18 protein-coding genes are annotated in these 20,389 nt (G+C 61.0%); 6 read left to right on the plus strand and 12 right to left on the minus strand.

The annotated features are described in order from the left end of the window. Positions 1–38 precede the first annotated feature (38 nt). The 12 genes from fabZ to rpsB form a co-directional block, all read right to left on the minus strand. The gene (gene fabZ / locus IG627_RS10535; RefSeq protein WP_193192323.1) at positions 39–476 is read right to left on the minus strand and encodes a 3-hydroxyacyl-ACP dehydratase FabZ; all 438 of its coding nucleotides are present in this window, start codon (positions 474–476) and stop codon (positions 39–41) included. Positions 477–572: 96 nt separating this feature from the next. After that, positions 573–1,634 carry a UDP-3-O-(3-hydroxymyristoyl)glucosamine N-acyltransferase gene (gene lpxD, locus IG627_RS10540; protein ID WP_193192324.1) on the minus strand — a complete coding sequence of 354 codons (1,062 nt, stop codon included), beginning with the start codon at positions 1,632–1,634 and terminating at the stop codon, positions 573–575. 20 nt (positions 1,635–1,654) lie between these two features. Continuing rightward, complete coding sequence (locus tag IG627_RS10545) at positions 1,655–2,170, minus strand: OmpH family outer membrane protein (RefSeq protein WP_193192325.1); 516 nt, start codon at positions 2,168–2,170, stop codon at positions 1,655–1,657. Between the two features lie 81 nt (positions 2,171–2,251). Further along, positions 2,252–4,819 carry an outer membrane protein assembly factor BamA gene (gene bamA, locus IG627_RS10550; protein ID WP_193192326.1) on the minus strand — a complete coding sequence of 856 codons (2,568 nt, stop codon included), beginning with the start codon at positions 4,817–4,819 and terminating at the stop codon, positions 2,252–2,254. A 57-nt stretch (positions 4,820–4,876) separates the two neighbouring features. Next, positions 4,877–6,232: an RIP metalloprotease RseP gene (gene rseP / locus IG627_RS10555; RefSeq protein ID WP_193192327.1), complete on the minus strand. Its 1,356-nt coding sequence runs from the start codon at positions 6,230–6,232 to the stop codon at positions 4,877–4,879. 60 nt (positions 6,233–6,292) lie between these two features. Continuing rightward, entirely contained in the window at positions 6,293–7,498 is a 1,206-nt protein-coding gene (gene ispC, locus IG627_RS10560) for a 1-deoxy-D-xylulose-5-phosphate reductoisomerase (RefSeq protein ID WP_193192328.1), read from the minus strand. An 85-nt stretch (positions 7,499–7,583) separates the two neighbouring features. Then, positions 7,584–8,429 (minus strand): phosphatidate cytidylyltransferase, encoded by an 846-nt coding sequence (locus tag IG627_RS10565; RefSeq protein ID WP_193192329.1) that lies wholly within the window; start codon positions 8,427–8,429, stop codon positions 7,584–7,586. A gap of 110 nt (positions 8,430–8,539) precedes the next feature. After that, positions 8,540–9,292, minus strand: a complete 753-nt coding sequence (gene uppS, locus IG627_RS10570; RefSeq protein ID WP_193192330.1) for a polyprenyl diphosphate synthase — start codon at positions 9,290–9,292, stop codon at positions 8,540–8,542. After that, the gene (gene frr, locus IG627_RS10575; RefSeq protein WP_193192331.1) at positions 9,292–9,849 is read right to left on the minus strand and encodes a ribosome recycling factor; all 558 of its coding nucleotides are present in this window, start codon (positions 9,847–9,849) and stop codon (positions 9,292–9,294) included. The genes uppS and frr overlap by 1 nt, the downstream gene beginning before the upstream one ends. Continuing rightward, positions 9,846–10,583 (minus strand): UMP kinase, encoded by a 738-nt coding sequence (gene pyrH, locus IG627_RS10580; protein WP_193192332.1) that lies wholly within the window; start codon positions 10,581–10,583, stop codon positions 9,846–9,848. Before pyrH ends, frr begins: the two co-directional genes overlap by 4 nt. 151 nt (positions 10,584–10,734) lie before the next feature. Beyond that, complete coding sequence (gene tsf, locus IG627_RS10585; RefSeq protein WP_193192333.1) at positions 10,735–11,598, minus strand: translation elongation factor Ts; 864 nt, start codon at positions 11,596–11,598, stop codon at positions 10,735–10,737. Positions 11,599–11,734: 136 nt separating this feature from the next. Next, complete coding sequence (gene rpsB / locus IG627_RS10590; protein WP_193192334.1) at positions 11,735–12,484, minus strand: 30S ribosomal protein S2; 750 nt, start codon at positions 12,482–12,484, stop codon at positions 11,735–11,737. Positions 12,485–12,810: 326 nt separating this feature from the next. On the opposite strand from rpsB, the gene map reads away from it, so the two are divergent. The 6 genes from map (at position 12,811) to dapD (ending at position 20,028) form a co-directional block, all read left to right on the plus strand. Further along, positions 12,811–13,581 (plus strand): type I methionyl aminopeptidase, encoded by a 771-nt coding sequence (gene map, locus IG627_RS10595; RefSeq protein ID WP_193192335.1) that lies wholly within the window; start codon positions 12,811–12,813, stop codon positions 13,579–13,581. A gap of 269 nt (positions 13,582–13,850) precedes the next feature. After that, positions 13,851–16,574, plus strand: a complete 2,724-nt coding sequence (locus IG627_RS10600) for a [protein-PII] uridylyltransferase (protein ID WP_193192336.1) — start codon at positions 13,851–13,853, stop codon at positions 16,572–16,574. A 56-nt stretch (positions 16,575–16,630) separates the two neighbouring features. After that, complete coding sequence (gene dapC / locus IG627_RS10605; RefSeq protein WP_193192337.1) at positions 16,631–17,803, plus strand: succinyldiaminopimelate transaminase; 1,173 nt, start codon at positions 16,631–16,633, stop codon at positions 17,801–17,803. Positions 17,804–17,951: 148 nt separating this feature from the next. Beyond that, positions 17,952–18,620: an endonuclease III gene (gene nth / locus IG627_RS10610; RefSeq protein ID WP_193192338.1), complete on the plus strand. Its 669-nt coding sequence runs from the start codon at positions 17,952–17,954 to the stop codon at positions 18,618–18,620. 2 nt (positions 18,621–18,622) lie between these two features. Beyond that, the gene (locus IG627_RS10615; RefSeq protein ID WP_319024547.1) at positions 18,623–18,979 is read left to right on the plus strand and encodes an ArsC family reductase; all 357 of its coding nucleotides are present in this window, start codon (positions 18,623–18,625) and stop codon (positions 18,977–18,979) included. 17 nt (positions 18,980–18,996) lie between these two features. Beyond that, positions 18,997–20,028 carry a 2,3,4,5-tetrahydropyridine-2,6-dicarboxylate N-succinyltransferase gene (gene dapD / locus IG627_RS10620; RefSeq protein ID WP_193192339.1) on the plus strand — a complete coding sequence of 344 codons (1,032 nt, stop codon included), beginning with the start codon at positions 18,997–18,999 and terminating at the stop codon, positions 20,026–20,028. The last annotated feature ends 361 nt before the right edge of the window (positions 20,029–20,389 follow it).

Here is a 20,389-nt window from a genome sequence, read left to right on the forward strand (position 1 = left end):
GTTGCCGCGTCAGCGCCCCGACCTGTCGCGGCAGTCGATCAAACTCTTTTAACGGCGCACAGGACTTCGGCGGAAGTTGCCAGCTCACCGTCGACACTCGCCTTGCAGGCAAATTTCCAGATACCGCGGCGTTCGGAAACCACCTCGGATTCCAGCTGCAACCGGTCTCCCGGCACTACCTGCCGCTTGAAGCGCACATTGTCGATACCGCCAAACAGATAGAGGTAACCGTCTTCGGGTTTCTGGCCGAGGGTCTTGAATCCGAGAATGCCGGACACTTGCGCCAGCGCCTCAACGATCATGACTCCGGGGAAAATCGGTACCTCGGGGAAATGGCCGTTGAATACCTCTTCATTGACGGAGATATTCTTGTAGCCCTTGATATATTTCCCTTCTTCGAGCTCCACGACCCGGTCCACCAGCAGAAAAGGATAGCGGTGCGGAAGGTATTGACGAATTTCACGTACATCCATCATTCAAAAAGTCCCCAGAAACCACTTCGGGGCGTAAATGTACTGCCGCACACCTACGCCCCGAAAACAACAAACCCAATGTGATCGACTAAACGTCGGTTAATCTTCCGTCCCTTCCCGATGCACCAGCGATTCGAGCCGCTTTTCCAGCTCTTTCAGCCGGCGCGCCATCTGGTCCAACTGCCCGTAGCGCACTGCGTTACGGCGCCAGCTGCGACTGTCGGAGAAGGGGGTACCGCTGGAGTAGGAGCCGGTGCTGTCAATAGACTTGGTCACCAGCGTCCTCGCGGTAATATGGCTGCCATCCGCCACGCTGATATGCCCTATGACGCCGGCACCACCGGCGAGGGTACAGTGTTTACCGATGGTCGCACTGCCGGCCACCGCTGAACAGGCGGCCATGGCTGAGTAGTCACCAATCCGCACATTGTGCGCGATTTGTACCTGGTTGTCGATCTTGACCCCGCGCCCGATCACGGTATTACCCAGCGCTCCGCGATCGATACAGGAACAGGCCCCGATTTCCACTTCGTCGCCTATTTCAACGCCGCCCAGTTGGTGAATCTTGGTCCACTGGCGCCGGTGGGGCGCGAAGCCAAAGCCGTCCGCCCCAATCACCGCCTGACTGTGAATGACGCAATCGCGCCCGATGGTACAGCCGTGATACACGACAGCGCCCGCATACAGGCGGCTACCGGCACCAATTTCGCTGCACTCTCCCACCACACAGTTGGCGCCAACCCTGACGCCAGCACCTATGCGGGCGAACGCCTCGATCACCGCACCAGCGGCGATACTGGCAGAGGCATCAACCTCCGCATCGGGATGCACAGTCGCCGCCGGGTGAATGCCCGGGGCCGGTCGCGGCGCGATATCAAAAATAGCAGTGGCGCAAGCAAAGGCATGGTATGGGTCATCGACGACCAGTGCAGTCACCGGGCACTCACCGGCGAGCTCTTCACTCAACAGCACGGCACAGGCCCGCGTACCAGAGAGAAAGCGGCGGTAATTGGCGCTGGCCAGAAAGCTGGCCTGATCGGGCTCTGCATCCTGTAACGTACTGAGCCCGGAAACCGACTGATCGGCATCGGCCCCGGGTACAAGACGCAGTTCGGCACCCAGCTGTTGTGCCAGCTGGGTGAGGGTCGGCTTAGCTGTCATAGAGGATATTTCGAAGCGTACTACTTGTCAGCGTTCATACGCTTGACCACTTCGGCAGTCAGATCGCTCTCAGGGCTGACGTAGTAGGCCGAACCTGCATCCAGCACGAGATCGAGCTTCCGCTCCTTGATGATCGCTTCCAGTGCAGCCTTGGCTTTGGGCGCCATGGTTTTCTGGATATCCTGACCGACCTGGGCCTCCATAGCGCGCAGCTTTTTCACCGCAGTCTCAAAGTCGGAGCGCTTGAAGTTCATCTTGCGTTGCTGCTCGGCCTTCTGCTCGTCAGACCAGGTAACGCTGTTTTTCTGCGCATCCTCGGCCAGTTTCTGCACTTCCGAGCGAATGGACTCAGCACTGCTCTGCAGTTTTGAGTACTCGGAGCTGGTTTTCAGCGCATTGACCTTGGACTTGGCGGCCTCGGTGCTCATGATGGCAGCCTGCAGGTTGAAAACGGCAACTTTGGTCTGCGCGACAGCGGCGCCGGAAAGCATGATTCCCGCGAGCAGAACTGCGATGACTTTTACATTTTTAAGCACTTCGGATTCTCCATTTTGCTTTATTTTTACTTCACTTTTACTTCGCGGCCACGACACCCTAAGTGTCTCTTTGGCCAAGCTTCAGAAGCTGTTACCCAGCGTGAAATCGAAAACTTTCACTTCGTCTTCGTCACTTTTCTCCAGTGCCTTCGCCACACTGAAAGTCAGCGGACCGAAACCGGTGATCCAGGTCAGGCCTATACCGGCGGAGACGCTGATGTGATCCAAGTCTACATCGAAGCAGTTGAGCTGTGAAATGCCACAGCTGGTGTCGAATACGTTACCCGCATCGATAAAGAAGGCGGACTGCATGGAACGTTGATCTTTCACGAACGGAATCGGGAAAATGATTTCCGCACTGCCCTCTACCAGGATATTGCCACCGAACGGATCGGGATCATTGTCAATAGTGGCAACTTCAAGCTCTCCCGTACTCGCATTCTGCACGTAGCAGAGTGACCCAATTCCGTCTTCATTTACAGCACATTCGAAAGGAACATACTGCTGGAAGGGTGTCGATCGCGGGCCCAGAGTATTGCGCTCGAAACCGCGCACCGAACCGAAGCCACCGGCGTAGAAGTTTTCGAAGAACGGCAGTTCGGTGGTATCGCCGTAGCTGTCGGCGTAGCCGAGCCTTGTGCGCAGGCGTAAAGTCAGGTCCTTGGTCAGCGGGCGGAAATACTGCGCGGTGTATAGGGCCTTGTAGTACTCCAGATCCCCCCCTGGGAGGGCCGCCTCTAGAGAGAAGCGCTGAGAGGTACCGCGGGTGGCGAGAATACCGCGGTTCAGGGTCGAGCGCGCATAGGAGGTTGTTACGGTAAATGAATCAAACTCGTCGCCATTCAGGTCGACAAAGCCATCGAGATCCGTATTGAGCAGCGCCGGATCCACCGGCTCGCTCAGGTTCAACGCCTCACCCGCCTCTATCGCTTCCTCCAGCGCGTCTGAGATCCCCCCTTCGTCGGAGGACAGAATCATGCCGATAAAATTATCATTCGGAACCGGGCTGTCCTTGATTTCCTGGACAGGCCGGGTGCCGACCCCCAGCTCCAGATGGCTGTACCCCATATTCAGGCCGACCCGGGAAATTTCCGATATCGGATAACCAAAGCTCAGGCCCGCACCATAGCTGGTGGTGTTATAGCTCGACACACCGATCTCGGAATAATCGCGTTCCTGATAATAGACATTGAAGCCGCGGCTCACACCGTCCGGCGTAAAGTAGGGATCCGTATAAGAAAAATTAAACACCGACTGGTAGCGGGAAGTATTCACCGCAAAACCGACCGACTTGCCGGTGCCCAGCCAGTTGTTCTCCTGCACATTGGCACCGAGCACCAGGCCGCTGCGCTGGGCGTAACCGACAGTGCCACCGATGGTGCCGGACGGCTGCTCTTCCACCGTATACTCGACATCTATCTGGTCGGAAGTACCGGGCACCTCAGTGGTCTCCACCTGCACTTCCTTGAAATAGCCGAGGCGCTCCAGGCGCACCTTGGACTGTTCGATGCGCGCCGAGGACGCCGAGGCGGATTCCATCTGGCGCATCTCGCGGCGCAGCACCTCGTCGGTAGTGCGGGTGTTGCCGCGGAAGTTGATGCGACGCACATAGGCGCGCTTGCCCGGATCGATAAAGAAGGTGACCTTTACCGTCTTGTCTTCCTCGTTCGGCTCCGGCATGCCGTTGACTTCGGCGAAGGTGTAGCCCTCGTTACCGAGGCGCTTGGTAATATAGTCGGACGTGGTGGTCATCAGAACCTGGGAAAAGGTCTGCCCCTCGCGCACCAGCAACAGCCGCTTGATTTCCTCTTCCGGCACCACGGGATCGCCGGCCAGATCCACTTCACTCACCGTGTAAACGTCGCCCTCGGTGACATTCACAGTGATAAATACACTGCGCTTGTCCGGGCTCAGGGATACCTGGGTCGAATCGATCTTGAATTCCAGGTAGCCGCGGTCCAGATAATAGGACTCGAGACGCTCCAGGTCGCCGGTGAGCTTTTCGCGGGAATATTTGTCGTCACTGCGCAGCCAGGACAGCCAACCGGTGGTCTGCAGCTCGAATATATCCCCCAGATCCTCATCGGAGAAAGCGGTATTGCCGACAATATTGATATGCTTGATCGCGGCGACAGAGCCCTCGTCCACCACTACCTTGAGCTCCACCTGGTTGCGCGGCAGCTCCTTCACTTCGGTCTTAACACTGGCGCCGTAGCGTCCCTGGGCGACATACTGCCGCTGCAGCTCCTGGGCCAGGCCCTCGAGGGTGGCGCGCTTGAAGATCTGCCCTTCGGCGAGGCCATTCTCTTCCATGCCCTTCAGCAGATCTTCGGTCTTGATGGCCTTGTTGCCGGTGATCTCTATCTTGGAAATGGCCGGACGCTCGCGCACGGTGATCACCAGCACACCGTTTTCACGACCTATCTGGATATCCTGAAAGTAACCGGTGCGGAACAGGGCGCGGGTGGCGCTCTGGATTTCCAGACTTTCGATCTGGTCACCCACGCGTACCGGCAGCGCCGCAAACACGCTACCAGCGGAAACCCGCTGCAGCCCTTCCACACGAATATCGTTGACCACGAATGACTGAGCGATGGCAGTCAATGGCAGGGCCAGGCCGAGTGAGGCCGCTTTCAGGAAATGATTCATCTACTGTCTGTCCAGGTTCTTTTATTCGCAATTCCAATTTTGTAGGAGCGACAGCTCCTACAGGCGTAGTATGTCGTTGTAGAGTGCCAGCCCCATGATGCAGAGCACCAATGCCATCCCCACCTGCAGACCGATCAATTGCACCTTCTCCGAAACGGGCGAGCCCTTGATGGCCTCGATGCCGTAGTACAGTAGATGACCTCCGTCGAGCACGGGGATAGGCAGCAGGTTGAGCACACCCAGGCTGATACTGAGCAGCGCCAACAGCGACAGGAACGACTGCCAGCCGGCATCCGCCGAAGTGCCGGCCACTTTAGCAATGGTGATAGGGCCGCTCAAGTTCTTGGTTGAGAGCTGGCCGAGCACCAGTTTTTTCAGGCTGTTAAGGGTAAACAGGGTCTTATCCCAGGTCTCCTGCAAGCCCTTGGCAAAAGCCCCGGTGACGCCATAGTGGTAGGTGCGCACGCGCTCCTCAGGCCAGGATTCCACGACCGGCAGCACGCCGATCTGGCCGACGCGCTCGCCGCTGTCGAGTGTCACTTCCGCCGGCGTCACCGGCAGCAGCAGTCGCTCGCCGTCACGGCGCACTTCCACTTGTATTTCCTCGCCGGCGCGGGCGCGCACATAGCCGCTCCAGCCGTCCCAGCCATCGAATTCCCGGCCGTCGGTGGCGACAAGCTCATCGCCCGCGCGCAGCCCCGCCCTGTCGGCGGCGCTGTCCGGGGTCACCCGGGACAGGGTCATTGTGATCGGCGGGGTCCACAGTTCCAGACCTACTTCCGCCAGCGGGTCGGGCACCTCCTGCCCCGCCAGCCAGCGGTCGATATCCGCCAGCATGTGGTATTCGAGATCGGAATCCGGGTAGCGCACCGAGAACTCGATACTGCCCGTATCGCCGAGGCGGTTCGCCAGGCGCCAGTTCAACGCCTGCCAGGTGGGCGTTTCCTCGCCGTCGATGGCGATAATCTCCTGCCCCGGTTCAAGCCCCGCGCGCGCGGCAATGCTGCCAGGCTCCACCGACTGCACTATGGGAACCGGTCCCGCAGTGCCGCCCATGAACACCGCCCAGAAGAGCACAATTGCCAGCAGGAAGTTGGCAATGGGGCCGGCGGCGGCAATGGCGATTCGGGCCCAGACGCTCTTGCGGTTGAAGGCCATGTGCAGCTGGTCCTGCGGCACCGCTCCCTCACGCTCGTCGAGCATCTTCACATATCCGCCCAGGGGAATTGCGGAAATAGTGAATTCAGTGCCTTGGCGGTCGTAGCGTGACAGCAGGCGCCGACCGAAGCCCACAGAAAAGCGCAGCACCTTGACCCCGCACAGGCGCGCCACCAGGAAGTGGCCAAACTCGTGAAAGGACACCAGCACACCGAGGGCGACCAGGGCCCAGATTACTGTCTGAATAAAATCCATACCGTTTACTAATTCTTGCTGTTGCGCGATAGAGCGGCCATATTGCGATCCCTCTGGCGCCTAGAGAGCGCCCAGAACCTGCCGCGCCAGCTGTCGCGCACTGCGATCCGCTGTTTCGACTGCATCCAGCCCAGTCAGTTCAACCGCTTGCGCGCTATTCATGACCCGTTCAATGACTGGCGCAATACTAGTAAATGCCAGCCGCCCCTGTAAAAAAGCCTCTACCGCCACCTCATTGGCGGCATTCAATACTGTGGGCGCACTGCCTCCGACATCCATCGCCTCGCGCGCCAGGCGCAGGCAGGGGAAACGCCGCATATCCGGCGCCTCGAAGTCCAGCCGCCCCTGGGTAATCAGGTCCAGTGCCGCCACGCCGCTGTCGATCCGCTCCGGAAAGGCCAGCGCATGAGCGATGGGCGTGCGCATATCGGGATTGCCCATCTGTGCCAACAGTGAACCATCCCGGTACTGTACCATCGAGTGCACGATACTCTGCGGGTGCACCACTACCTCTATCTGCTCCGCGCGCGCGTTGAACAGCAGGCAGGCCTCGATAAACTCCAACCCCTTGTTCATCATGGTGGCGGAATCCACCGAGATCTTGCGCCCCATGGACCAGTTGGGATGGGCACAGGCCTCATCCGGGGTGACGCGATGCAGGTCATCCACCGCGCGGGTGCGGAAGGGCCCGCCGGAGCCGGTCAGCAGTATTTTCTCCACACCCGCGTCCTCAAGACTACCCGAAGGCCGCAGGCTCCCGCACGGCTGTGGCAGGCACTGGAATATGGCGTTGTGCTCGCTGTCGATCGGCAGCAGTTGGGCACCGCTCCCGGCCAGGGCGCGCGTGAATACCGGCCCCGCCATGACCAGCGCCTCTTTATTGGCGAGCAACACCTTCTTGCCCGCTTCTATTGCCGCCAGCGTCGGGCGCAGGCCCGCAGCGCCGACAATGGCCGCCATCACGGTATCCACACCATCGTCGGCGGCCACTCGGCACAGCCCCTCGACACCCCAGAGCACCTCGGTGGCCAGCCCTTCCCCGGCGAGCATTTCGCACAACTCGACAGCTCCCTGCTCGGTCGCCACCACTGCAAAGCGCGGTGCAAAGCGACGGCATTGCTGTGCCAGCTCACTGACGCGCTCGCGCGCGGTCAGGGCGTAGATGGAGTAACGTTGCGGGTGCCGCGCCAGCACATCCAGGGTGCTGACGCCGATGGAGCCGGTGGACCCGAGGACGGTAACGGATTGCGGTTGCGGGGATTGCATGGGCTAGTGTAATACCTCTAGGGCCTCTGTCTCGATCGACCCTCGGTTTCGGGTATGGCTCGGAGAATCTGGCTACAGATGCTCGCTATAGATATTTGGGCAGTTCACTGGCCAGCGCCGCCATGGTGAATACCGGCAGTGCCGCAGAGAGGCTGTCCAATCGATCCAGGATACCCCCGTGACCCGGCAGTATACGGCTGCTGTCCTTGATACCGCGGTGGCGCTTGAACATGCTCTCCACAAGATCGCCGATCACCGAGGCCAGCGCGGTGACCAGTATGCCGAAGGAGAAGAGCAGAGTGTTCTTGAGCGGCAGGCCGAGCAGCATGGAAACCGCCAGCGCCAGAATCAGGCAGGCGCCCAGGCCGCCGAAGAAACCCTCCCAGGACTTGCCTGGACTGACTTCGCGGGCCAGTTTGTGCCTGCCAAACTTGCGCCCGACAAAATAGGCACCCACGTCGGCAGACACCACTACCGCCACCACGAACAGCACCAGCCAGGCGCCGTGATCCTGGCCGCGCAGTATGACCATCGACAGCCAGGCCGGCACCAGTACCACCAGGCCGATCACCCCGCGCGCCCAGCGATTGCCCCAAAGCATGGCGCTGGCCGGATAGCTCTGCACCCACAGGAAGGCCAGCGCCCACCAGCCGCAGGCGACAGCCAGTATCTGGCGCGCGCGGTCGGTATCCGGGTTGGCGAAATCCATCGCAAATACGTACTGGGCGGTACCTATCAGCGCCGCGCCGAGGGCGGCGAGGAACACGAAACGCAGGGCGCGATTGAGATTGGACAGGTTGGCCCACTCCCAGCCCCCGAGCAGGATGACCGCCACCGTCACCATCGAAAACCATTGAATGGGCAGTAGAAACAGCGCCCCGAGAAACAGAGCCACCAACACCAGCGCAGTAATTATTCTTTGTTTTAGCACCGTAAAACCCTTATATCTGATTCTCGCGCCCCGCCCCGCCTCTTCGGACGGGTCAGGGGTACAAGGTATTGTTGTCCCGGAGTTGTTCCCTGGAGATTGGGCCACAGGTTTCAGGCCTGCGCCGCAATACCATCCTCACTGCGACCACCGAAGCGGCGATCCCGCTGGCGATAGGTCGCTATGGCGGCATCCAGCGCGCCCTCGTCAAAATCCGGCCACAGTGTATCCGTGAAATAGAATTCGCTGTAGGCGGCCTGCCACAAAATAAAATTGCTGATGCGCTGTTCGCCGCTGGAGCGGACCAAAAGGTCTACCGGCGGCAGGTCGGCCAACTGCATATACTCGCCCAGCACCTTCTCGGTGATGGACTCGGGTGAACGCACACCTGCTGCCACTTCCTCAGCCAGGGCACGCGCGGCCTGGGCGATATCCCACTGACCACCGTAATCTGCCGCGATCACCAGATCGCCGCGCCCGCCTTCACGGGTAATCTCCTCCGCCTCTTCGATGGCGCGCTGCAGCCGCGGCGAAAAGCGATCGCGCCGCCCGATTACCCGCAGGCGCACGCCCTCCTCCCGCATGCGCCGGGCCTCCTTGCGCAAGTAGGAGTGGAACAAACTCATCAGCAACTCCACCTCTTTCGGCGGGCGCTGCCAGTTTTCACTGGAGAAGGCGAACAGGGTGAGCGCCTCGATACCGCGATCGCGACAGGCGGAAAGCAGGTCGCGGATGCGCTCGACACCGGCCTTGTGGCCGGCGGAGGGGGGCAGGCCCCGGCGCGCGGCCCAGCGCCCGTTGCCATCCATGATGATGGCGACATGGCGCGGGCCGGGAGCGCTCAACTCGGTACCACCGGCAGACATCAGATTTCCATCAGGTCTTTTTCTTTGGCTGCCAGCGCCTTGTCGACATCCGCCACAAACTGGTCTGTAATCTTCTGGATATCGTCGCCCGCGCGCCGCTCGTCGTCTTCGGAAATTTCCTTATCCTTCAGCAGCGCCTTTACCTCGGCCAGGGCGTCGCGGCGGATATTGCGGATGGAGACGCGCGCGGTCTCCGCCTCACCCTTGGCCTGGCGGATGAAATTCTTGCGGGTTTCCTCGGTCAGCATCGGCATGGGAATGCGGATCACGGAGCCGGCAGTACTGGGGTTCAGGCCCAGGTCGGACTTCATGATGGCCTTTTCGATATCCGGCACCAGGTTCTTTTCCCAAGGGGTCACGGACAGGGTGCGCGCATCTTCCACGGTGACATTGGCCACCTGGGACAGGGGTGCGTCGGAGCCATAGTAGGACACGTGAATTCCGTCGAGAATGCTCGGGTGAGCGCGTCCGGTGCGGATCTTGTTGAAGTTGCTGCCCAGTGCGTCCAGCGCCTTGCTCATACGCGTTTTCGCGTCTTTTTTAATATCTTCAATCACTGTTTCACTTCCTCTTCGATTAGCGTGCCCTCTTCACCGCCCACGACTATATTGAGTAGCGCGCCGGCCTTATCCATGCGGAACACCCGCACGGGCATATTGTGTTCACGGCACAGGCAGATTGCGGTCAAATCCATTACCCCGAGCTTTTTGTCCAGCACCTCGTCGTAGGTCAGCTGGTCATAGCGGGTCGCTGTGGGGTCCAGCACCGGGTCGGCGGAATAGACGCCGTCCACCTTGGTCGCCTTCAATACCAGCTCCGCTTCGATTTCGATACCGCGCAGACATGCGGCAGAGTCGGTGGTAAAGAAGGGATTGCCGGTACCCGCGGCAAAGATCAGCACCTCGCTGCGCTCCAGATAGCGGATGGCCGCGCGGCGGTCGTAGTGATCGACGATGCCGCTCATCTGGATCGAGGACATGACCCGCGAGGAAATATTGGAGCGCTCCAGGGCGTCGCGCAGGGCCAGCGCATTCATGACAGTGGCCAGCATACCCATATGGTCGCCGGTCACCCGATCCAGGCCCGCCGCATTCAGCGCGGCGCCGCGGAACAGGTTGCCACCGCCGACCACCAGCCCGACCTGCACACCGATACCCACCAGCTGGCCTATCTCCAGCGCCATTTTGTCCAGCACTTTGGGGCTTATCCCAAAGCCCTGGTCGCCCATCAGCTCTTCGCCGCTGAGCTTTAACAGGATTCGCTTGTACTTGCGGTCTTTAACACCGGGCATCCATTGGTCCTCTTGAGCGCGGGCAGGGTTTGCCGCCGAACATTACAACAATTTCGGTCATTTACACAGAGGGGTGCCCCGATACGCTCAAATATTGAACGCACCGAAAGCACCCCACTGAGGTGGCCACCCAGAGGCGGCCGCAAGGCGATCAGGAAGAGGACTTGACCTGCGCTGCCACTTCCGCGGCGAAGTCCACCTCTTCTTTCTCGATACCTTCACCCACTTCAAAGCGGACAAAAGAAACCACGTCTGCACCGCCATCCTTGACCAGCTTGCCGACAGTCACGTCCGGGTTCTTGACGAAAGGCTGTTCCACCAGGCTGTTTTCCTTCAGGAACTTCTTGATGCGGCCGCCCATCATCTTCTCGACGATCTCGGCAGGCTTGCCTTCCATATCCGGCTGCGCCTTGATGATTTCCTTTTCCTTCTCCAGCAGGTCGGCCGGCATATCTTCCGGCTTGTTGACCTGCGGATTGACCGCGGTCACGTGCATGGCCACGTCTTTGGCCAGCTCGGATTCGGCACCGCTCAGGGCAACGATCGCGGCAATGCGGTTGTTGGAGTGTACGTAGGCACCAACCACCGGCGCTTCCACCAGTTGGATGCGGCGCACACCGATGTTCTCGCCGATTTTTTGCACCAACGCTTCACGGGCGTTTTCCAGCTCGCCTTCCATCAGCGCAGCCACGTCCTGCTGGCGATCGGCAAAGGCTTTTTCGACAACCTTGGTCACGAACGCCTGAAAGTTGTCGTCGCGAGCGACGAAGTCGGTTTCGGAATTGACTTCAACCAGCACGCCGTAGCTGCCGTCATCGGCCACTTTTGCCGCAACAACGCCGTCGGCGGCGGTGCGGCCAGCCTTCTTGGCCGCTTTCAGGCCAGAGGCTTTGCGCAGATCTTCGATCGCTTTCTCGATATCGCCGTCCGCCGCGGTCAGTGCCTTCTTGCACTCCATCATCGGCAGGCCAGTGCGCTCGCGCAGTTCTTTTACCATAGACGCGGTAATCGCCATGATTCAATCCTCGGGGTTCTATCACTAGGAAATTAGAAAAAAGGGGCCGATTGTGGGGCCCCCTTTTCGAGTTCGCAGGAGTGTAACGACTCTGTGTTACATCCCTGCGCCTCTGTTACGTCACTGTGCGACTCAATCAGGAGTCAGCAGCGGCCTCGTCGTCGCTCGCCTCGACGTACTCATTCTTGGCCGCGCTGCCGCCGGCCTCAGCGGCGCCGGCAATCACGGCGTCCGCCACAGCGGTGGGGGACAGCTTGATGGCGCGGATGGCCTCGTCGTTGCCGGGGGGAACAAAGGCAACGCCAGCCGGATCGCTGTTGGTGTCGACCACTCCGATCACCGGGATACCCAGCTTATTGGCTTCCTGGATAGCGATGCGCTCGTGCTCTACGTCGATCACGAACAGCGCATCCGGCAGGCCAGCCATGTCCTTGATACCACCGATGGAGCGCTCGAGCTTCTCCATGGTGCGAGTGCGCATCAGCGCCTCTTTCTTGGTCAGCTTCTCGAAGGTGCCGTCCTGGGACTGGATTTCCAGATCGCGGAAACGCTTGATGGAAGCGCGGATGGTCTTGTAGTTGGTGAGCATGCCACCCAGCCAGCGGTTGCTGACGTAGGGCTGGCCTGCGCGCTCAGCCTGCTCCTTGATGGATTTCTGCGCGGCGCGCTTGGTGCCGACGAACAGAATCTTCTTCTTCTGGGCAGCCATCCCCTTGATCACCTGCAGGGCTTCGTTGAAAGCCGGTACAGTGTGCTCCAGGTTGATGATGTGAATCTTGTTGCGGGCGCCAAAGATGAATTCGCCCATCTTCGGGTTCCAGTAGCGGGTCTGGTGGCCAAAATGGACACCAGCCTGCAGCATATCGCGCATGCTGACTTGCGGCATAAGTAAAACCTCAATTTTTACGGGTTAGTCCTCCACGCATCCCATGCATCAACCTCCAGGAGGCACCCAGACACATGTGCCGACGCGTGTGCGGCATTGGTTTCGCTCCGGTCCAGGCCCGAAGCGGCGCGCTTTATACCATAAACAGGCCCCGCTCTGGAAGAGCCCACCCCGAATCCGGGCAGAGATTGTGACGCTCCTGCTGTCGGTGGCGTGAATCCGGCAATGGGGGAACTCCCGCCCCGATCGCCCACAGTCGCCCAATCCGCTACAATGGCGCGCCTCGCGGGCAGGGCCCGCCGCCAAGTAACTACCTAGGGATACGCATGACCTCAGCCATCAAGACACCGGAACAGATCGCCAAGATGCGCACTGCGGGCCGCCTGGCCGCGGAAGTACTGGAAATGATAGGCGAATATGTGGTTCCCGGCGTCACCACCGAAGAGCTGGATCGGCGCTGTCACGACCATATAGTCAATGTGCAGAAGGCCATCCCCGCCTGCCTCGGCTATCGCGGCTTCCCCAAATCCATCTGCACCTCGGTCAATGAAGTGGTCTGCCACGGCATTCCGTCCGAGAGCAAGACCCTGAAGAAGGGCGACATCATCAATATCGATGTCACCGTGATCAAGGATGGCTGGTACGGCGACACCAGCAAGATGTACTTCGTCGGCAAGCCGGCCCCCCACGCCGAGCGGCTGGTCAAGGTGACCCAGGAGTGTCTCTACAAGGCCATCGAAATCGTGCGCCCGGGCACCAGCCTCGGCGATATCGGCCACGTGATCCAGGAGCACGCGGAGAAAAACTACTACTCGGTGGTCCGCGACTTCTGCGGCCACGGCATCGGCGACGTCTTCCACGAAGACCCACAGGTACTCCACTACGGTAAGCCCGGCACCGGCGATGTTTTGAAAGAAGGCATGACTTTCACCATCGAGCCGATGATCAACGCCGGCAAGGCTGCCACCCGCGTCCTCGGCGACGGCTGGACCGCCGTCACCAAGGACCGCCGCCTGTCGGCGCAGTGGGAGCACACCATGGTGGTGACCGGAAACGGAGTGGAAGTGCTGACAGCACGCAGTGAAGAGAGTTTTTAAGGCTCGGGGCCTGTGTTCAGGCTCCTGCGGCCCAGACTCCAAAAGAATATCGATACTTGAATTGAAGATCATGTTGCCGGGGACCTTTACGGGACTGTCGGCCGGAGTGGCCGGAGGCGCCGTGAATGCTTGGAGCGGCCGGGTAGCCCGGCCGGCAAGCCTACAGGGATGGATTCACCGCGTGCCCCGGGAAAGGTCCCCGGCAGCATGACCGCCACCGACTAGCCTCACGGGCACAATGGGCCAACCCAAGCCCAAACGGATACAAGATGCAGCCGGCCAATATCCCCTACTTCGAACGCCCCCTGTTCTTCTTTGAACAGGCCCGCTTCCGCAAGGCCCTGGCAGAGGGTGCCAAGCCGCCGTTGGAGATATTCAAGGACGCCATCGGCGGCGCCGACAACCAGATGGCCGAGCGCTTCCGCGAGGGCGAGGACGTGCGCACCCTGGTGCACGAGCGCGCCCTGTTCATCGACTGCCTGCTGCACTACGCCTGGCACCAGTACGACTGGCCTGCTGGTATCAGCCTGCTGGCAGTGGGCGGTTACGGTCGCGGCGAGCTGCACCCCCATTCGGACATCGACCTGCTGATACTGACCCGTGACGGCAGCGCCCCGGACACCGTCGACAATATCGAGCGCCTGGTGGCCTTCCTCTGGGATCTGGGCCTGGATATCGGCCACTCGGTGCGCACCATCGACCACTGCCTGGAACTGGCCGCCGAAGACATCACCGTGGCCACCAACCTGATGGAGTGCCGCACCGTCGTCGGCGACGACGGGCTGCGAGCGCAACTGGCCGAACGCATCACTCCCGACAAGCTGTGGCCGGCGGAGGAATTCTTTACCGCCAAGTACGCCGAGCAGCGCGAGCGCCACAGCAAGCAGCAGGCCGCCGAATACATTCTCGAACCCAATATCAAGAACGCCCCCGGAGGCCTGCGCGATATCCAGACCATCGGCTGGGTGGCCAAGCGCTACTTCAAGGTGCGCACCCTCAAGCAGCTGCAGGGCAAGGGCTTCTTCACCGAGGAGGAGTTCGCGATACTGCAGTCCGGCGAGGACTTCCTGTGGCGGGTGCGCTACGGCCTGCACCTGCTTGCCGGGCGCCCGGAAGAGCGACTGCTGTTCGACTACCAGCGCGAACTGGCGAAACAGTTCGGCTATGTGGACAGTGACACCCAGCTCGCCGTCGAGCAGTTCATGCACAACTACTACCGCATAGTGATGGCGCTGCGTGAACTGAATGACGTGCTGCTGCAATTCCTCGACGAGGCCATACTGCAGCGCGGCAAGCGCCAGTCGGTCACCCCGATCAACGAGCGCTTCCAACTGCGCGACAACACCATCGAAGTGACCCAGACCCGCGTCTTTGTCGAACAGCCATCGGCACTGTTGGAAATCTTCGTGCTGATGGCGGAGAACCCCGAGATCGAGGGCGTGCGCGCGGCCACCATCCGCCTGATACGCGAGCAGCGCCACCTGATCGACGACAGGTTCCGCGAAGACCCGCGCAATGCGGAGCTGTTTATGCAGCTGCTGCGCTCGCCCCGCGGCCTGTCAACCCAGCTGTCGCGCATGACCCGCTACGGCATCCTCGGCCGCTACCTGCCGGAATTCGGCCGCGTCACCGGGCAGATGCAGCACGACCTCTTCCATATCTACACAGTGGACGCGCACACACTGCAGGTAGTGCGCAATATGCGCAGCTTCCGCAGCCCCGAGGCCTGGCAGGTACACCCCATCGCCGCCGAGATACTGTCGCGTCTGCGCAAGCCGGAGCTGCTGTATATCGCCGGCCTCTACCACGATATCGCCAAGGGCCGCGGCGGCGACCACTCCAAGCTGGGCGTGATCGACGCCGACGCCTTCTGCCGCCGTCACCAGCTGCCCGCCCGCGACCGGCGCCTGGTGTGCTGGCTGGTGGAGAAGCACCTGCTGATGAGCCAGGTATCGCAGAAGCAGGACATCACCGACCCGGATGTGGTGCACGAATTCGCCCAGACCTGCGGCGACCGCGAGCACCTGGACTACCTCTATGCGCTCACGGTCGCGGACATCAACGCCACCAACCCGGAACTGTGGAACAGCTGGCGCGCCAGCCTGATGCGCCAGCTCTACCAGGCCACCCGCCGCGCCCTGCGCCGCGGCCTGGAAAACCCGATAGATCGCGAGGAAATCATCGAGGAGACGCGGGCGCAGGCGCGCAATATGCTGCGCGCTATGGGCCTGCCGATGGCCTCGGTGGAGAATATCTGGGCGCAGATGGGTGACGACTACTTCGTGCGCGAGAGCGCCGACAACATCACCTGGCACACGGCCGCCATTCACCAATTGCACAGCAACGGTGACAAACGCGAGCAGAGCGACACCCTGGTGCTGACCCGCAACTCCGGCCCCGGCGAGCACGACGGCGCCACCGAAGTGTTCGTCTACACCCCGGACAGGGCCAACGTCTTCGCCGCCGTGGTCACCGGCCTCGATATGCTCAACCTGAATATCCACGACGCGCGTCTGTACAACTCCGCCTCCGGTTACACATTGGACACCTTCTACGTGCTGGACGAGTCCGGCCAGCCGCTGCTGGACGAACCCCACCGCCTCGAACAGATCCGCAATACCCTGCAGCAGGAGCTGGCGCTGGTGGAGGACTACTCCAAGGTGATCCAGCGGCGGACACCCAGGCGCCTGAAGATGTTCGAGCTTGAGAGCCGCGCACACCTCTCCACCGATTCCGGCGATCACTACAGCACACTGGAAATCACCTGCGCCGACAGACCCGGCCTGCTGGCGCGCATAGCGCGCATCTTTATCGCCCACGACCTGCGCCTGCACAACGCCAAAATCTCCACCCTCGGCGAGCGGGTCGAGGATATTTTCCATATAACGGATGCCACCGGGCAGCCTCTGCTGGACGAGGCTGCCAATCGGGAACTGGAAGAGGCCATCTGTCGAGAACTGGACGCCCACCAGGTCAGGCACCAGCAGCAGTGACAAAAAATAGCGTCCCTCCCCCGCTTGCGGGAGAGGGGCTGGGGGAGAGGGAATAAATGAACCCGAATATCGAAAAATTACAGCCGTATCCGTTCACCAAACTGGCCACGCTAAAAAAAGATCTGGTGCCCGTGGACAAGCCCCATATCGCCCTGTCCATCGGTGAGCCCAAACACACGCCACCGGCATTCGTGCGTGACGAGCTGATCGAAAACCTGGACAAGCTATCCGCCTATCCGGCCACCAAGGGCATAGATCTGCTGCGCGAGTCCATTGCCCGATGGCTGTGCCAGCGCTTCCAGCTGCAGAAGCTGTGCGCCGACAGCCAGGTGCTGCCGGTCAATGGCACCCGCGAGGCGCTCTTCGCCTTCGCCCAGGCGATGGTGTCGCCGGGCACAAAAGTGCTGATGCCGAATCCCTTCTACCAGATCTACGAGGGCGCCGCCCTGCTCGCCGGTGCCAGCCCGCACTTTATCAACTGCACTGCGGATACCGGTTTCAAACCGGACTTCGCATCAGTGTCGGAGCAGACGTGGCGCGACTGCGAGTTGCTGTATATCTGCACCCCAGGCAACCCGACCGGTGCTCTGCTGGGCGCGGAGGATCTCAGGGAACTGATCGAACTGGCGGATCGCTACGATTTTGTCATCGCCTCCGACGAGTGCTATTCGGAACTCTACTTCGACGAGAAGAGTCCGCCAGTCGGACTGCTGCAGGTGTGCGAACAGATGGGCCGCACGGATTTCGCCCGCTGCGTGGTGTTCCACAGCCTCTCCAAGCGCTCCAACCTGCCGGGGCTGCGCTCCGGCTTCGTTGCCGGCGATGCGGCGATACTGGAAAAATTCCTGCTCTACCGCACCTACCACGGCTGCGCCATGCCGCTGCCGAACCAGTACGCCTCCATCGCCGCCTGGCAGGACGAGCAGCACGTGCGGCATAATCGCGCGCTTTACAGTGAAAAGTTCGCCGCGGTACTGGAAATTCTCGACGGCTGCCTGGATGTGCAGCAGCCACAGGCGAGCTTTTATTTGTGGCCCAGGGTCGGCGACGGCGAGCATTTCGCCCGCGAGCTGTTTCGCCAGCAGAATATTACCGTACTGCCCGGCGCCTTCCTCGCCCGCGAGGCGGACGGCATCAACCCCGGGCGCGAGTATGTGCGCATGGCACTGGTGGCGACACTCGATGAGTGTATCGAGGCGGCGAAGCGCATCAGGGAGTTTTGCCGATAGATACACCTATCGCGGCCATGGGCGGATGGCCGCCCCGCCACTCCTGCAAGTCATGAACAAGGCGCTGTAGGAGCGGCCCATGACCGCGAAAAATGCCCATGATCATCGAACTGATTAATCGCTGGCAAAGACCAACATCAATAAGACAATGGCAGTAAAAAACCTACTCAAAAAAGAAAGGGTCGAGTACATCCTGCACAAGCTGGAAGACCTCTATCCGGAAACCCCGGTCCCCCTGGACCACAAGGACCCCTACACCCTGCTGGTCGCGGTGCTGCTGTCCGCCCAGTGTACAGACGAGAGGGTCAACCAGGTCACGCCGTCGCTGTGGAAGCTCGCGGACACCCCCGCGGATATGGCCAGGGTGCCGGTGGATAAAATCCAACAGGTGATTCGCCCCTGCGGCCTGTCGCCGCAGAAATCCAGGGCGATCAGCAAGCTGTCGCAGATACTGGTCAACGAGTACCATGGCAGGGTGCCGGAAAACATCGCCGCGCTCGAGACACTACCTGGGGTCGGCCACAAGACCGCCAGCGTGGTCATGTCCCAGGCCTTCGGTCACCCGGCCTTCCCGGTGGACACCCACATCCATCGCCTGGCACAGCGCTGGGGACTCACCAGCGGCAAGAATGTGACCCAGACGGAAAAGGACCTGAAACGCCTGTTTCCGCGCGACAAGTGGAACAAGCTGCATTTGCAGATTATTTTCTACGGCCGCGAGTACTGCTCCGCGCGCGGCTGCGACGGCACTGTGTGCGAGATCTGCACCACCTGCTACCCCAACCGAAAAAACCCGAAGAAAACGAAGAAGGCCTGATTGTGACTAAACCCTCCAGTATTGTTCTCTACGGCATCAGGAACTGCGACACCGTCAAGAAAGCCCGCAAGTGGCTGGAAAAGAACGATATCGACTACCGCTTTCACGATTTCCGCGACGACGGCATGGCGTCAGTGCCGCTCCAGTCCTGGGTTAAGGAATTCGGCTGGCAGGAAGTGTTGAATCGCCGCTCCACCAGCTGGCGCGCGCTGAATGATGAACAGAAGAACGGGATGGATGACGAAGCGGCCCTGGCACTCGCCGCCGAGACGCCGACGCTGATCAAGCGCCCGGTCACAGTCTCCGGCGACAGGACCCTGTTCGGCTTCAAGGAAGCCGCTTTCTCCGAATTGATTTAATGAAAAGGAATCTGACAATGAGCAATATTTACAGCATCGGCTTCGGCGTCGGCACCTGCAACAGCAAGGGCGACTGGCTGGAAGTCTACTACCCGCAACCGCTGTTCAAGCCGAGCGCGGATATCGCTGCCGCGGTTACGGAGACCCTCAATATTTCCGGCGGCAACCACAGCCTGGCCCTGGACCCGGCGCAACTGCAGAATCTGGCGGACAGACTCACCGGTGCAGGCGCCAGCGAGCAGGCGGAAATCCTCAGGCAGTTCGCCAGCAGCCAGCGTCCGCTGGTAGCCGTGGTGTTGACCACTGACGAGGCCCCCCAGTCTGTGCCCGAGGCCTACCTGAAACTGCACCTGCTCTCCCATCGCCTGGTGAAGCCTCACCAGACCAGGCTGGACGGTATTTTCGGCAAGCTGGTCAATGTGGCCTGGACCAACCAGGGCGCCATCGACCTGGAGGAGCTGCCGCAGCGCCAGCTGGAAGCGCGCCTGAAGGGCGAACAGCTCGACGTGGCCTGCGTGGACAAGTTCCCGAAGATGACCAATTACGTGGTCCCCGCCGGCGTGCGCATCGCCCACACAGCCCGCGTGCGCCTCGGCGCCTACCTGGGCGAAGGCACCACCATCATGCACGAGGGCTTCGTCAACTTTAATGCCGGTACCGAGGGGCCCGGCATGATCGAGGGGCGCATCTCCGCGGGCGTCTTCGTCGGCGCCGGCTCGGATCTGGGCGGCGGCAGCTCCACCATGGGCACCCTGTCCGGCGGCGGCAACATCATCATCTCCGTCGGCGACAACTGTCTGCTCGGCGCCAACGCCGGTATCGGTATTCCGCTGGGCGACCGCTGCACGGTGGAATCCGGTCTGTACATCACCGCAGGCACCAAGGTGGCCCTGCTGGACGACAGCGGAAAGCTGGTGGAACAGGTCAAGGCGCGCGACCTGGCCGGCAAATCCGACCTGCTGTTCCGCCGCAACTCGGTCAATGGCGCGGTGGAGTGTTTGACCAATAAGAGTGCGGTAGAGCTGAACGAAGCGTTGCACAGTAACTGACCTTCGGGGATTGTCCGAAGCTCCGTAGCTGGCTATGGGGCGGTCCTGCTACCGGTGGCTTTACGCCAGACACGCTGTGAATACATCCCTGGACCCAAAGCACTCGCGTCGCTCGCGGGGCCGGCCCTACGCTCTCCTCGGCCATCCATGGCCGTGGAAGGTCTGGCATAAAGCCACCGGCATCAGGACCTTCGCATTTACCTCCGGAATTCTTCCAACCATTCTTTGCAAGGGGTTGATAGGACTCAAAAGCCCAATGCGAAGGCACTGATACCGGGATTCGTTTGCGGGACCGGCGGGGGGCGGGGGGGGGCGCCGGGGGGGCCCCCCGGGGGGGGGCGGGGGGGGGGCCCGGAACCGA

Origin of the sequence: Microbulbifer taiwanensis (genome assembly GCF_014904815.1) — a bacterium.
In the GTDB taxonomy this organism is placed as follows: domain Bacteria; phylum Pseudomonadota; class Gammaproteobacteria; order Pseudomonadales; family Cellvibrionaceae; genus Microbulbifer; species Microbulbifer taiwanensis.